Source organism: Streptomyces sp. NPDC101132 (assembly GCF_044759225.1).
In the GTDB taxonomy this organism is placed as follows: domain Bacteria; phylum Actinomycetota; class Actinomycetes; order Streptomycetales; family Streptomycetaceae; genus Streptomyces.
The window spans coordinates 66,985-80,819 of sequence record NZ_JBIVYX010000003.1; the positions used below are offsets into that span (position 1 = coordinate 66,985).

At 73.7% G+C, this 13,835-nt stretch carries 14 protein-coding genes and 1 pseudogene; 11 read left to right on the forward strand and 4 right to left on the reverse strand.

From position 1 onward, the window contains the following. Positions 1-14: 14 nt before the first annotated feature. Positions 15-1,352, reverse strand: a complete 1,338-nt coding sequence (locus ACIQUR_RS07885) for a ricin-type beta-trefoil lectin domain protein (RefSeq protein ID WP_403660057.1) — start codon at positions 1,350-1,352, stop codon at positions 15-17. Positions 1,353-1,550: 198 nt separating this feature from the next. Between ACIQUR_RS07885 and ACIQUR_RS07890 the strand changes: the two genes are divergently transcribed. Then, positions 1,551-2,222, forward strand: a complete 672-nt coding sequence (locus tag ACIQUR_RS07890; RefSeq protein ID WP_403660060.1) for a SigE family RNA polymerase sigma factor — start codon at positions 1,551-1,553, stop codon at positions 2,220-2,222. A gap of 3 nt (positions 2,223-2,225) precedes the next feature. Continuing rightward, complete coding sequence (locus ACIQUR_RS07895) at positions 2,226-3,011, forward strand: hypothetical protein (protein WP_403660063.1); 786 nt, start codon at positions 2,226-2,228, stop codon at positions 3,009-3,011. A gap of 26 nt (positions 3,012-3,037) precedes the next feature. Here the strand turns inward: ACIQUR_RS07895 and ACIQUR_RS07900 are convergent, their stop codons facing one another. Further along, a complete protein-coding gene (locus ACIQUR_RS07900) occupies positions 3,038-3,448 on the reverse strand; it encodes a DNA-binding response regulator (RefSeq protein ID WP_403660066.1) in 411 nt (136 codons plus the stop codon). Positions 3,449-3,691: 243 nt separating this feature from the next. Between ACIQUR_RS07900 and ACIQUR_RS07905 the strand changes: the two genes are divergently transcribed. The 3 genes from ACIQUR_RS07905 to ACIQUR_RS07915 all read left to right on the forward strand — a co-directional run bounded on the left by ACIQUR_RS07905 (position 3,692) and on the right by ACIQUR_RS07915 (position 6,712). Beyond that, positions 3,692-4,546 carry a MaoC/PaaZ C-terminal domain-containing protein gene (locus ACIQUR_RS07905; protein WP_403660069.1) on the forward strand — a complete coding sequence of 285 codons (855 nt, stop codon included), beginning with the start codon at positions 3,692-3,694 and terminating at the stop codon, positions 4,544-4,546. A 136-nt stretch (positions 4,547-4,682) separates the two neighbouring features. Further along, positions 4,683-5,759: a Zn-dependent alcohol dehydrogenase gene (locus ACIQUR_RS07910; RefSeq protein WP_403660072.1), complete on the forward strand. Its 1,077-nt coding sequence runs from the start codon at positions 4,683-4,685 to the stop codon at positions 5,757-5,759. An 11-nt stretch (positions 5,760-5,770) separates the two neighbouring features. Continuing rightward, a complete protein-coding gene (locus ACIQUR_RS07915; RefSeq protein ID WP_403660075.1) occupies positions 5,771-6,712 on the forward strand; it encodes a 3-oxoacyl-ACP reductase in 942 nt (313 codons plus the stop codon). Positions 6,713-6,807: 95 nt separating this feature from the next. Here ACIQUR_RS07915 and ACIQUR_RS07920 read toward each other — a convergent pair whose 3' ends face one another. Both ACIQUR_RS07920 and ACIQUR_RS07925 read right to left on the reverse strand, forming a co-directional pair. Then, the gene (locus ACIQUR_RS07920; protein ID WP_403660078.1) at positions 6,808-6,963 is read right to left on the reverse strand and encodes a hypothetical protein; all 156 of its coding nucleotides are present in this window, start codon (positions 6,961-6,963) and stop codon (positions 6,808-6,810) included. A 148-nt stretch (positions 6,964-7,111) separates the two neighbouring features. After that, a complete protein-coding gene (locus ACIQUR_RS07925; protein WP_403660081.1) occupies positions 7,112-8,332 on the reverse strand; it encodes a hypothetical protein in 1,221 nt (406 codons plus the stop codon). 287 nt (positions 8,333-8,619) lie between these two features. On the opposite strand from ACIQUR_RS07925, the gene ACIQUR_RS07930 reads away from it, so the two are divergent. The 6 genes and pseudogenes from ACIQUR_RS07930 to ACIQUR_RS07955 form a co-directional block, all read left to right on the forward strand. Then, positions 8,620-9,480, forward strand: a complete 861-nt coding sequence (locus tag ACIQUR_RS07930; RefSeq protein WP_403660084.1) for a Nif3-like dinuclear metal center hexameric protein — start codon at positions 8,620-8,622, stop codon at positions 9,478-9,480. After that, a complete protein-coding gene (locus ACIQUR_RS07935; RefSeq protein WP_403661403.1) occupies positions 9,477-10,220 on the forward strand; it encodes a zinc ribbon domain-containing protein in 744 nt (247 codons plus the stop codon). The genes ACIQUR_RS07930 and ACIQUR_RS07935 overlap by 4 nt, the downstream gene beginning before the upstream one ends. Further along, positions 10,220-11,596: a bifunctional RNase H/acid phosphatase gene (locus tag ACIQUR_RS07940; RefSeq protein WP_403660087.1), complete on the forward strand. Its 1,377-nt coding sequence runs from the start codon at positions 10,220-10,222 to the stop codon at positions 11,594-11,596. Before ACIQUR_RS07935 ends, ACIQUR_RS07940 begins: the two co-directional genes overlap by 1 nt. A 117-nt stretch (positions 11,597-11,713) precedes the next feature. Next, the gene (locus tag ACIQUR_RS07945) at positions 11,714-12,259 is read left to right on the forward strand and encodes a hypothetical protein (RefSeq protein WP_403660090.1); all 546 of its coding nucleotides are present in this window, start codon (positions 11,714-11,716) and stop codon (positions 12,257-12,259) included. Between the two features lie 80 nt (positions 12,260-12,339). Continuing rightward, positions 12,340-12,618 carry a hypothetical protein gene (locus ACIQUR_RS07950; RefSeq protein ID WP_403660092.1) on the forward strand — a complete coding sequence of 93 codons (279 nt, stop codon included), beginning with the start codon at positions 12,340-12,342 and terminating at the stop codon, positions 12,616-12,618. Between the two features lie 167 nt (positions 12,619-12,785). Beyond that, positions 12,786-13,835: pseudogene (locus ACIQUR_RS07955) on the forward strand (hypothetical protein); the annotation flags it as partial.

A 13,835-nucleotide genomic window follows, 5' to 3' on the forward strand; every position in this document is an offset into this window, starting at 1 on the left:
AGGCCCGCGGTGGGTCAGCGCAGGCGCCAGTCCCAGCGCTGACCGCCTCCGTCACAGGCCCAGACGACGACCGGCTGCCCCTCCGTGAACCGGCGCTCGTGCGGCACGAGGCACTTGTTCACGGCGTGGTTCACCAGGGCGCCGTTCCGGTGGGACCAGCGCTGGTGGGTGCTGCCGTTGCAGTCCCACAGCCGGACACCCAGCCCGTCCGCCGCGGAGACGTCCAGGCACTTGCCGAGGGCGCGCAGCTCGAAGCCGTCCGCGTGCGGGACACGGCGCCATGCCTGGGGAGTCGACCAGTTGCAGGTCCACATCTGGACCTTGGTGCCGTTCGCGGTGCCGCCCTGATCGGTGTCCAGGCACAGCCGGCCGCCGTCGGGGGACCAGGAGGGGGCGTTGTTGAGGCTCTGCACGAACCTGCGCGGGCCCTCGTTCTGGCTCTGCACGTCGTCGAAGGAGATGATGTTGGGGACGCGGCCGCCCGCCACGTGCGTGCAGTTGCCGATCCGGTCCCGGATGTTCTCGTAGACGTTGGTCTCGTCGTCCCCGTCGTGGAACTGGTTGATCAGCAGCAGCGGCTGGAACCGGTTCCGCAGGGGGGTGTTCATCGGCTTCGAGTAGCCGCCCCGGTCCCGGCAGGCCAGCCCCTCGTAGTGGTTCTGGACGATGTAGTCGCCGATGAAGGGCAGGCCGATGTCGGCGCGGCCCTCCACGTCGCTGAACATCAGCAGGCGCTTGTTGGCCCTCACCATGTCCTTCACCTTGGGCCAGCCGCGCTCGCGGACCTTCCACTGGTCCGAGTCCGGCCGGAAGGTCAGGTCGGTCAGGCCCGGGACGTACCGCAGCACCTCCGCCAGCAGGGCCTCGTCCTTGACGTAGTCCTCGAACCGGATGACGAAGACCTCGCCCCGGTTCTCGTTCAGCATCGTGACGATCTCGTTCAGGGCGAGGGTCACGTCCCGGGAGCCGCCCCGGCAGTCGCCGTGGCACAGCCTGACCTTCTCACCGCTCGGGTAGATGTCGAGCTCGGTGCCCCGCACCTGGAACTTCTGCACCTGGTCGCGCAGGGACACGGTCTGGTTGCGCGCGAAGTCGATGCCGTCATGGCCGTTGGAGAAGCCGTTGTGGCTGTCGAGCAGGGTGATCTCGTCGAGCCGGCGTTCGCCGTAGCCGCCGGGCACCGCCGCCCGGGCGGGCGGTGCGGAGAGCAGCGGGGCGACGGCGACGCCGACGAGCACGGCGGCGACGGCGGGCAGCAGCCGTCCCAGGAGGCGGGCGAAGCGGCCGGCTCCCGGCCGCCGGGGCGCCGCGCCGGGTGGGGCGTACTGCGGCCGGGTGTTCCGTCGTGACATGGGTGTCCGATCCCTTCCGTACGGGACGGGGAGGCGTCCTCGGCCTCTCCTCGAACGGGACTACTCCGCCCGGGCGCCGCGGGGTTGCCTCCGCACCGCACCGCATTCCGATCCCGGCGAGAGGCAACCCCGGCGGGCCCGGCCGGAGTATGAGCAGGTGAAGACGCTGTCGTAGCTGCCACGTTCGAGGGAGTTCATGTGATCCTGACCGACGCGGGTGCCGTGCGGGTGCCCGGCCGCCGGGCGGGCGGCGGCAAGCCGGCTCCGTGCGTCCCGGAGTCCGGCGTGCCCGCGGCACGGGAGGCCGCCGTGCCCGGAGCCGGGGTTCCCGGGACCGTCACGCAGGGGGACGAAGGACCCGGCGGGTTCGACGAGTTCGCGGCGGCCCGCTGGGAGCGGCTGGTGCGGATCGCGTTCCTGCTGACCGGAGACTTTCACGAGGCCGAGGACCTGGTGCAGACGACGCTGATCAAGGTGCACGGCCGCTGGCACCGCATCCGCGCGGAGTCCCTCGACGCCTACGTGCGCCGGGCCCTGGTGAACACCCATCGCAGCCGCCTGCGCCGCCGCACCATCACCCAGCTGCTGGTCCCTCGCCTTCCCGAGGAGGCCGCGCCGGCGCCGCCGGGCGGGGAAGTGGAGGAGCGTGACGCGATGCTCACGCTGCTCGACACCCTCGCGCCCCGCCAGCGTGCGGTGTTGGTTCTGCGGTTCTGGGAGGACCTGACGGAGGAGGAGACGGCCCGGGTCCTGGACTGCTCGGTCGGTACGGTGAAGAGCCAGGCGTCCCGGGCCCTGGCGAGACTCCGCACCAGCCCGCTGCTGCCGGCCCTGTTCCGGTCCTCCCGCACCGAAGAGGAAGGAGCCTGAGCCGTGGACCACGACGACCGTCGCCGACCCCGGGAGACCGCCGACTCCGAGGTGGCGAAGCTGCTCTCGGCCGTGGCGTGCATGCCGAAGCCGTCAGCCGTGCCACTGGACCGGATCCGCGAGGGGGCGGCAGCCCGCAAGAGGCGCAGGTCCGCGGTGCGTGGCGGAGCCCTCGCCGTGTTGCTGACCGCGGGCGTCGCCCTGCTGTGTGCCGGGCCCGTCCTGCCGCAACGGGAGAACTCCGGTGCGGCCTCGCCGCGCCCCCCGGCCACGCTGCCCGCCCCCGAGGGGACCGTCGTCGGCACGGGCGTCGTCGACGGAACCAGCTGGTCACTGGAGGTCCGCGCGGAGGCGGCCGGCGCGCGCGGAGACCGTCCCGCCTGCCGCATGCGGCTCTCCACGCGCCCCGTGGGTGCCGGGGTCGCCCCGGGCGTGGCCGGGGCGAAGGGCCCCTGGTTCTCCTGCCCGGCCGCCCCGGAGCTCCGGTTGCTCGGAAAGCGGGGGGAGCGCAGCGGCTTCCGACTGCTGACGGCCGAGGACACCGGCGTGGCGGGGCTGAACGTCTGGCTGGGCCGCCCCACGCCCACGGCCGCGACCGGACGGCTCACCCTCCGGGACGGCCTGCTGCCCGCCGTCCCGGTCGTCGACGTTCCCGGGCTCTGGGGCCGCACCTACGTCGTCGCCTGGAACCCCGCGGGGCGGGACCTCGCTGCCTTCGAGGAACGCGACGCGGACGGGAGGACGGTGTTCTCGTTCGCGTTCCCGGACCTGCGTCGGCCCCGCGGCTGACCGACGCCGCGCAGGGCGGCCGCGTACTACGCGCCCGCTGGGTCCGCCAGGGCCGGGTCGACCACCGTTTCGCCCGTCGAGGCGCGGCGGACGGCCTCCGCGAGGTCCGGGACCGGGCCGTCGCGGAGGACCAGGCCCGCCGCGCCCGCGGCGAGGGAACGGCCGGCCAGTCCCGGGTGGGCGGACGTGGCCAGGACCAGGACCCGGCACTCCGGGACCTCGGCGAGCACCGCCGAGACCGCCGACACCTCGTCCACCAGGGCCACTTCGGGGCGGCACATGATCGCGGCGGCCGCGAGGTCGTCCCCGGGGCGGACCTGGGCCACCACATCGATGTCCGGTTCCATTCCCAGCAGGACCGCGAGGGCCCGGTCGGCCGGGGCCAGCAGCACGCGCAGCGAGCGTGCGGTACGGAAATTCCGGGGCATTTCGTCCATCCGACCAGCGTAGGGCCGTACCCCCGTCTCCGCTCCCCGAAGCGGGATCTGACGTGCGGTCAGGAGTCTTCACAACTCCTGGGGGGTGCGTTATACATAGGGGCCACCGGCCTAGAACGCGTTCTAGATCTGTCCCCGGATCCACGACGGGGCAGCACGCCAGGCCGGTCCGCAAGCGACCTCGGTGCGGCCGACGGTGCGGACGGCCGCACCGAGGTCTTCCAACAAAGGAGCAAGCAGCCGATGCCGATCGACGCCGCAAAGGCCCTCGCCGCCGACCCCCGCGAGAGTGAGCTCAGCTGGGACCACAAGGACATCCAGCTGTACCACCTCGGGCTCGGCGCGGGCATCCCGGCCAACGACCCCGACGAGCTGCGCTACACCCTGGAGTCCAAGCTCCACGTCCTGCCCAGCTTCGCCACCGTCGCCGGCGCCGGGATGGCCATGCTCGGCGGCCTCGGCGCCCCCGGCATCCAGGTCAACCTGGCCGCCGTCCTGCACGGCGGACACACCATCACGCTCCACCGGCCGATCCCGGTCAAGGGAGAGGCCCGCTCCAGCTCCAAGGTCGCCGCGGTCTACGACAAGGGCAAGGCGGCCGTCATCGTGCTCCGCTCCGAGGTCGCCGACGCCGACGGCCCGCTCTGGACCAGCGACGCGTCGATCTTCGTGCGCGGGGAGGGCGGCTTCGGCGGCGACCGCGGCCCCTCCGAGCGCCTCGAACCGCCCGCACGCGAGCCCGAGCGGACCGTGGAGCGCACGATCCGCGAGGAGCAGGCGCTGCTCTACCGCCTCTCCGGCGACTGGAACCCCCTGCACGCGGACCCCGAGTTCGCCAAGATGGCGGGCTTCGACAAGCCGATCCTCCACGGCCTGTGCTCGTACGGCATGACCCTCAAGGCCGTGGTGGACACCCTGCTCGACGGCGACGTCTCCCGCGTCCGCTCGTACCGCACCCGCTTCGCCGGGATCGTCTTCCCCGGCGAGACCCTGCGCATCCGGATGTGGCGCGAGCCCGGCCGGATCCAGGTGGCGGTGACGGCCGTCGACCGGGACGACGCGCCGGTGCTCGCCGACACGGTCGTCGAGCACGCGTAACCCCGTACGTGCCGGCCGGGCGCGCGTGGACCGGGCCCGGGTGAGCCGGGCACGCGCACCGGGCGGCAACAGCCGTACCGCCGTACCGCCGTACCGCCGTACAGCCCCGCAAGCGCCAGCCAGAAGGAGCCGCACCGTGCGCGCAGCACTGCAGAGCGAGATCGGCCAGGACAAGCTCGAGGTCGTCGAGGACATGGAGGCCGTGGGCTTCGGCCCCGGCAAGGTCCGCATCAAGATCAAGGCCACCGGCCTGTGCCACTCCGACCTCTCCGCGATGAGCGGGGTACTGCCCCAGCCCGCGCCGTTCATCCCCGGCCACGAGGGCTCCGGGGTGATCACCGACGTCGGCGACGGGGTCACCGGACACCAGGTCGGCGACCGGGTCCTGGTCTGCTGGCTGCCGCCGTGCGGCGTCTGTCCGGCCTGCAAGCGCGGCCAGGGCCACCTCTGCCTGGCCAGCTTCGGCAACGTCGCCACGCCCAACTTCCGCCGCGGCACCGGGGACGTCTTCGGCTTCGCCGGCACCGGCACCTTCGCCGAGGAGATGGTCGTACCGGCCTCCTGCGCCATCCCGATCCCGGACGACCTGCCCTTCGACATCGCCGCCCTGATCGGCTGCGGGGTCACCACGGGCCTCGGCGCCGCGATCAACACCGCCCAGGTGACCGCCGGGTCCTCGGTGGCCGTCATCGGCTGCGGCGGCGTCGGCATCTCCGTGATCCAGGGCGCCAAGGTCCAGGGCGCCGCGCAGATCATCGCCGTCGACCCCGTCGCGTCACGGCGGGACGCCGCCCTGCGCTTCGGCGCCACCGAGGCCGTCGACCCGGCGGCCTTCGACGACGCCAAGAACCGGATCACCGCCGGCGAGGGCTTCGACTACGTCTTCGAGGTGGTCGGCAAGTCCGCCACCGCCCAGACCGCGTACCAGATGACCCGGCGCGGCGGCACCGTCTGCATCGTCGGCGCGGGCGCCCTGGACGACAACTTCCAGATCAACATGTTCTCGCTGTTCTTCGACGAGAAGCGGATCCTGCCCTCCATGTACGGCGGCGGGGACGTGCTGCGCTCCTACGAGCGGACCATCGCGCTCTGGCGGGCCGGGCGCGTGGACCTGGAGAGCCTGATCACCCACCGGGTCCAGCTGCCCGAGATCAACGACGCCCTCGACCAGATGCGCACGGGCGTGGCGCTGCGCACCTGCATCGAACTCTGAAGGGGACCTTGATGTCACTGCCACTTGAGGGCCTGTCCGCGATCGTCACGGGCGCCGGCCGCGGGCTCGGAAGGGCCGAGGCGATCGAACTCGCCCGGCTCGGCGCGAGCGTGGTCGTCAACGACTTCGGCCAGCCCGGCCGCGACGGCTCGGGCGAGGCCTCGGCCGCCCCCGCCGAGGAGGTCGTCGCCGAGATCCGGGCCGCGGGCGGTCAGGCCGTGGCGCACCTCGGGGACGTGGCCGACTTCGAGCAGGCGCGCGAGCTGGTCGCGCTGGCGGTCGACACCTTCGGCAAGCTCGACGTCCTGGTCAACAACGCGGGCATCCTGCGCGACCGGATGATCTTCTCGATGTCGGAGGAGGAGTGGGACTCGGTGATCCGGGTCCACCTCAAGGGGCACTTCAACACCACCCACTTCGCGGCCGCCCACTGGCGCGAGCGCTCCAAGGCGGCCGGCGGGCCGGTCTACGGGCGCATCGTCAACACCTCCTCCGAGGCCTTCCTCGGCGGCTCCGCGGGTCAGCCCAACTACGCGGCGGCCAAGGGCGGCATCGTCGGCCTGACCACGTCCACCGCCCTGGCGCTGGCGAAGTACGGGGTGACGGCCAACGCCATCTGCCCCCGCGCCCGCACCCGCATGACCGAGGACGTCTTCGCCGGCTTCGAGGTGCCGGAGGAGGGCAGGCTGGACCCGCTGGCACCCGAGCACGTGGCGCCGCTCGTCGGCTACCTGGCCTCGCCCGCCTCCGCCCGCGCCAACGGCCAGCTGTTCGTGGTCCACGGCGGCATCGTGGTGGTCATGGAACGCCCGAAGGTGGCGGCGAAGTTCGACACCTCGAAGGAGTCCTTCTCCTTCGAGGAACTGGACGAGCTGCTCACCCCGCACTACGCCGCCCGGCCGGCCAACGAGACCTTCGCGGCACCGGAGGTACTGGGCCTGAAGAAGGCGTGACCGCTGCGCGGGGCCGGCCGCCCCGCCGCACGGCAGAGGGCCCGGGAGCGGTGCTCCCGGGCCCTCTCGTACGTGCCGTCGGCCCTGCGGCCTCGTTACGCGGCCTGCTCCTCCGCGGGAGACAGGCGGCGGTGGCGGCCGTGGGTCGGTGCCGCCGAGTCCTCGCACGCGGCGGCGCCGCCGCGGTGACGCCCGTGACCCTCGGCCCCCGCCGGACGCGCCTCGATGGTGTCGGTCATCGCTTCAGACATCTGGGAAGTCACTCCGTATCGCTCTCAACCGTCCGGCCGTGCCCCCCTGACGCGGCCATCCACCACGCATCTAATCAGATGGCGGTGACAGCCGACGGCGGCGGATCGCCGTCCGAGCGGAAGTCGAGCGGCTCTCGACCAGCGGCTGTCAACGCCCGGTGAGCGGAGCCTGTTGCAGGGGTACGGGCCGGGGCGCGGCCGGCGGCGCCGGGAGCGGGGACGGCTGGGCCGGCACCGAGGTCGGCATCACCCTTATCTGCGGCGCCGGCTGGGGCATCGTGGCCGTCAGCACCCCGCACGGTTCGTCCCCCGTCGCGTACGGCAGCCTCAGCAGCCCGTCCCGCGTCCAGAGCCCCGCGCCGCCCAGCCAACCCACCGGCCCCCGCAGTTCGAACAGCCGCTTCTCCGACGGCCGCCACAGCCCGAGCCGCACGTCCCCGGCCGCCCCCGTGCCCCCGGCCGTCCCTGCGTCCCCGCCCGCCGCCGTGCCCCCGGCCGAACCCCCGGCCGCCCCCGTGTCACCCGGCGTCCCCGTACCCCCGCCCAGCCGCAGCGCCACCGCGCAGCTCTCCGGCATCAGCGCCTGCCCCGGCTGCACCGCGAACGGCACCGCCGAACCCCCCGCCGCCCGCAGGCACTCCGGGAACCGCACCGGCCGCGCGCTCCCCAGCACGCCCCACCCCAGCCGCGGTTCCCCCGGAGCGTCGGAACGGATCAGCAGCAGCCCGCTGTCCGGGTCCGCCAGCAGCAGCCGGTCGTCGCTCCGCTCCGCGATCTGGAGCAGCGGCGACACCTCGCCCGCCCGGCCCAGGTCCACCGAGACCGCCTTGACCCGCCCCCCGGTCTCCCGGTCCAGGGCCAGCATCCGCCCCGCCCGGTCCAGCCACACGCCCCCCGAGCACGATCCGGCGAGCTCCGCCACCCTCTCGGGCGCCGACGCACCCCCCGCCACCCGCCAGACCGTGCTCGTGCCCCCGCCCGCCACGAGCGCGTACGCGCTCCGCCCGTCCGGGGCCGGCGGCAGCAGCGTCACCCGCTGCTCCTCCCGCGCCTCGATCACGCCGAGCGCCAGCTCCCCCGTGCGCGGCCCCGCGCTCCCCCCTGACCCGGTCGGGTAGAGCAGGGCGAACGCGTGCCGGTCCGCCACCCTCCGGTGGATCAGCACCCGCCCGTCGGTCAGCGGCAGCACCTCGCTGTCCGCCTCCTCGGGCTGCTCCAGCGGCAGCGGAACCGCGTACGGCTCGGGCCCGTCCAGCGTCCAGCGCTCGGGGAACCGGGCCTCTCCCTCACCCGCCAGCCGCGCGGCGTACGAGCCGTCGGCGGCGATCGTGAACGCGGGCCCGGCAGTCTCGGTGGAACAGACTGTCATCGGAACGTCACCTCCAGCGAGGAAGCTAGTTTTCGCACTTCCAGCCGAACAACACGACCCCACTCGCTTCACACATAAGGGTGGCCACCGCACGATTCGCCTGAGGGAGACGGGACGAATGTGCTGCGAGCGCATGCCGGGTGGCCCGAAGCGACCCCCCTCCCGGCCGCCGGAACCCCGGCGCCGGCGGTCCGCGCAGTGCCCCGCTCCCTCCCGCACGCCCCGGGCCAGGCCCGGAGCCGTACGGCCAGGCCAGGCCCGGGCCGTACGGACGGTAGCCTTGGCTCGTGCCCCGTCTGTCTGAAGTCATCGCCGCGCTCGACGCCCTCTGGCCCCCCGCGCGGGCCGAGCAGTGGGACGCGGTCGGAACCGTCTGCGGCGACCCCGACGCCGAGGTCACGCGCGTGCTCTTCGCCGTCGACCCCGTCCAGGAGATCGCCGACGAGGCCGTGGAACTCGGCGCCGACCTGGTCGTCACCCACCACCCGCTGTACCTGCGCGGGACCACGACGGTCTCCGCGGGCACCTTCAAGGGCAGGGTCGTGCACACGCTGATCAAGCACGACATCGCCCTGCACGTCGCCCACACCAACGCCGACACCGCCGACCCGGGCGTCTCCGACGCCCTCGCCGGCGCCCTCGACCTGCGGGTCACCGGTCCCCTCGTACCCGACCCCACCGACCCCTCCGGGCGCCGCGGCCTGGGCCGGCTCTGCGAGCTCGACCACCCCGAGACGCTGGCCGAGTTCGCCGGACGGGTCGCCGCCCGGCTGCCCGCCACCGCGCAGGGCGTACGGGTCGCCGGGGACGCGGACGCGGTGATCCGTACCGTCGCGGTCAGCGGCGGCTCGGGCGACAGCCTCTTCGAGCAGGTGCGGGCGGCCGGTGTCGACGCGTTCGTCACCGCCGACCTGCGCCACCACCCGGTGTCGGAGGCCCGCGAGACCAGTCCCCTCGCCCTCCTCGACGCCGCCCACTGGGCCACCGAGTGGCCCTGGTGCGAGCAGGCCGCGGCCCAGCTCGACGCGATTTCCGACCGGCACGGCTGGGGCCTGCGCACCCACGTCTCGCACACGGTCACCGACCCCTGGACCGCCCACGCGGCGTCCACCGTTCCCACCACCACCATCACTGGAGCCCCCAACTGAACGCCGAGCCCGCCGACCAGATCCGACTCCTCGACGTCCAGGCCCTGGACGTACGGCTGTCGCAGCTCGCCCACAAGCGCAAGTCGCTGCCCGAGCACGCCGAGCTCGACTCCCTGACCAAGGACCTGACGCAGCTGCGCGACCTGCTCGTCGCCGCGCAGACCGAGGAGAGCGACACCGCCCGCGAGCAGACCAAGGCGGAGCAGGACGTGGACCAGGTGCGCCAGCGCGCCGTCCGCGACCAGCAGCGCCTGGACTCCGGCGCGGTCACCTCCCCGAAGGACCTGGAGAACCTCCAGCGCGAGATCGCCTCGCTGGCCAAGCGCCAGGGCGACCTGGAGGACGTGGTCCTGGAGGTCATGGAGCGCCGCGAGTCCGCGCAGGAGCGCGTCGCCGAGCTGACCGAGCGCGTGTCCTCCGTGCAGGCGAAGACCGACGACGCCACCGCGCGCCGCGACGCCGCGACCGCCGAGCTCGACGCCGAGACGACGGCCGTCACCAAGGAGCGCGAGGTCGTGGTCGCCTCCGTGCCGGCCGACCTGATCGCCCTGTACGAGAAGATCCGCGCCAAGCAGGCGGGCGTCGGTGCGGCCAAGCTGTACCAGCGCCGCTGCATGGGCTGCCAGATCGAGCTGGACATCGCCGAGGTCAACGAGGTCAAGGCCGCGCCCCGGAACCAGGTCGTGCGCCACGAGAACTGTGGCCGGATCCTGGTCCGTACGGCCGACTCGGGCATCTGATGCGCCGCCTCGTCGTCGAGGCCGACGGGGGCTCCCGGGGCAACCCGGGGCCCGCGGGCTACGGCGCCGTCGTGATCGACCCGGTGAGCGGCGAGACGCTCGCTGAGCGGGCCGAGTACATCGGCGTCGCCACGAACAACGTGGCCGAGTACAAGGGCCTGATCGCCGGTCTGACGGCCGTGCGGGAGCTGGCGCCGGACGCGTCGGTGACCGTGCGGATGGACTCCAAGCTCGTCGTCGAGCAGATGTCGGGCCGCTGGAAGATCAAGCACCCGGACATGAAGCCGCTGGCCGCGGCGGCCGCGCGGATCCTGCCGGGGGCCCAGGTCGCGTACGAGTGGATCCCGCGCGAGCGGAACAAGCACGCCGACCGGCTGGCGAACGAGGCGATGGACGCGGGCAAGCGCGGAGAGCAGTGGTCGCCGTCCGCTTCGTCCGCGGCCCTGGACCGGGGCGCGGCCCGTGCGCTGGCCGTTCCCCCGCCGTCCGGGCCGCCCGGCGACGCCGCGGCGGGTGCGGCGGCGGCGCGCGCGGCGCTGGCGGGGGGTGTGGGGTCGGGCTCGGGTACGGGCTCGGGTGCCGGTTCCGCTTCCGGTGCCGGTTCGGGCGTACGGGACCGCGGCGCGGTACGGGACGGGGACGCGGCCCGCGTGGTCGCCGGGACTCCCGTGGCGCTGGACACCACCGCCGTGGTGGAGGCCTCCCACGAGGCGAAGCCGGCCCCGACCGCCGGCTGGGGCGCCCCGGACCTGGGGACGCCGGCCACCTTCGTCCTGCTGCGGCACGGCGAGACGGCCCTGACCCCGCAGAAGCGGTTCTCCGGCAGCGGCGGCACCGATCCGGAGCTGTCCCCGGCCGGGCTGCGGCAGGCCGAGGCGGTGGCCGCGGCCCTCGCCGCGCGGGGAACGATTCAAGCCATCGTCAGTTCGCCGCTGAAGCGCTGCCGGCAGACCGCGCAGGCGGTCGCCGACCGCCTCGGGCTCGACGTCCTGGTCGACGAGGGGCTGCGCGAGACGGACTTCGGCGCCTGGGAGGGGCTCACCTTCGCCGAGGTGAAGGAGCGCCACCCGGAGGACCTGGAGGCCTGGCTCGCCTCCCCGAAGGCCGCCCCGACGGGCGGCGGCGAGAGCTTCGCGGCGGTCACCCGGCGCGTCACCGCGGCCCGTGACCGGCTGCTGAGCCGGCACCAGGGCCGTACGGTGCTGCTGGTGACCCACGTCACCCCGGTCAAGACGCTGGTGCGGCTGGCCCTCGGGGCCCCGCCGGAGGCGCTGTTCCGGATGGAGCTGTCGGCGGCCTCGCTGTCGGCGGTGGCGTACTACGCGGACGGGAACGCGTCCCTCCGCCTGCTGAACGACACCTCGCACCTGCGCTGACGGAATGCGGCCACGGGCTGAACGGCAGCCCGTGGCCGAAATTCACCCTTCCTGGGTGATCCAAAACCTGTGCACCATGCCGGGGCTCTTCACATACTCTTCACGCGAAGGATCCGTATGTCCAAGCTCCGGCTGATTGCCGTCCCCGTCCTCGCCGCCGCGATGGGCCTGGCCTCCGCGGCCACCGCGAACGCCGCCACCGCGACGATCACCAAGGCGGAGTACGACAAGATCAAGCTCGGCGTCTCCACCGCCACGATGCACGCCGCCGCGGGCCGTGGCGCGTGCAAGCTGGTGAGCAGCTCGACCGTGGGCGGCATGACGCTCAAGTCGTACGAGTGCAAGGGCAACAAGCCCTACAGCTCCGCGAACTTCAGCTTCACCAACAACAAGCTGGAACTCCGCATGCAGGTCCTGCTGGACGGCGGCACGTCCAACGGCCGCATGACCAAGGCGAAGTACACGAAGATCACCCTGGGCAAGACGATCACGCAGATGAAGGAGATCGCCGGCACCGGAACCTGCATCCGCACCGGCCAGAGCGAGATCAAGGGCCACCGCACCTCGACCTACGAGTGCGACCAGGCCAGCACCGGCGGCTCCGCGATCTTCCTCTTCGAGAACGGCAAGCTGGACACCCGCCAGCAGTACGGCCTCCGCTGACCCCCACCCCACCAGGCCGCCCGCCCCACCCGGCGGGCGGCCCCCAACGGCCAGCAGTCGGCTGCGGCGGCCTCTTCGCGATGGTCATCGTCCTCGCCCTCGCGGTGGGCGCCTGCTCGGCGGACACGAAGACCGTGGTCAAACCCGTCCCCGGCCCGACCGTCACGGTGACGGCCACGGTGACGGCTCCCGCCGAACGCACGCCGGCGCCCGCGGTGACGGTCACCGTCACCGAGCCGGGGCCCACCGTCACGGTGACGGAGGAGGCCGACGACGGCGGTTCGGGCGGGTCCCTGACGGGTGGTGGCGGCGGGGGAGGGGCGGTCCACTACCGCAACTGCTCCGCCGCACGCGAGTGAGGGCGCACCGGGGAGGGCGCCCACCTCCCCAGGCGCTGCGCCGCAACCGGGGTGATCTTGGATGGGCTGATCGGACGCACGGGCGCGCGGCGCGGGACGGTCCATCGGGGCGCTTACCTGATGATCGCCGCACCCAAGCGCAAGCGATCGAAAGGCGCCACCCCCTCATGTCTCTCGCCTCCCTGGCGGATCTCAAGGCTGCCCGCCGCCAACTGGCCGCCGGAGCAGTCACGCTCGGCCTGAGCGCAGCCCTGGTCCTGCCCGCCGCCGCCCAGACCACCGCGTCCGCCTTCGGCACGGGTGGGAGGCCGGACGGCCGGGTCACCGCGAAGACGACCCAGCACGTCCGCTCCGCCCCCACCACGCACGCCAAGAAGCTCGGCAGCCGCAAGAGCGGCACGCACGTGCGCCTGAAGTGCAAGGTCCGGGGCGAGACGGTCGACGGGAACGACATCTGGTACCGGCTCGCCGACATCGAGGGCTGGATGGCGGCCCGCTACGTGAAGAACCACCACCCGGTGCCGTGGTGCCCCGTCAAGCCCCCTCCGACGAAGGGCGAGAAGGGGGACAAGGGCGACCGGGGTGAGCCGGGTCCGAAGGGCGACCGGGGCGAGCCGGGTCCGAAGGGCGACCGGGGCGAGCCGGGTCCGGTGGGTCCGGCGGGTGAGAAGGGGGACCGGGGCGAGACCGGTCCGGCAGGTGAGCGCGGTGAGAAGGGCGACCAGGGTGAGCCGGGCTTGGTAGGGCCGAAGGGCGACCAGGGCGAGCCGGGTCCGGTGGGTCCGGCGGGGGACCGGGGCGACACCGGCCCGGCAGGTCCGGCTGGTGAGCGCGGTGAGCAGGGAGAGGCCGGTCCGGTGGGTCCGGCTGGTCTTCAGGGCGAGCGTGGCGAGGCCGGTCCGGCAGGACCCCAGGGTCCCGTCGGTGCGGACGGGCGCGACGGCTCCCCGGGCCCGAAGGGCGACACCGGCCCCCAGGGCGAACGTGGCGCCGACGGAGCCCCCGGTCCGGCCGGTCCCAAGGGCGACCCGGGCGACACCGGCCCGGTCGGTCCTCAGGGCCCGGCGGGTGCCGCCGGCCGTGACGGAGCCCCCGGGCCGAAGGGCGACACCGGCGCGCAGGGGCTCAAGGGCGACAAGGGCGACAAGGGCGATGTGGGCCAGACCGGTACCCAGGGCCCGGCGGGCGATAAGGGTGACCCGGGTGAGGTGGGGCCG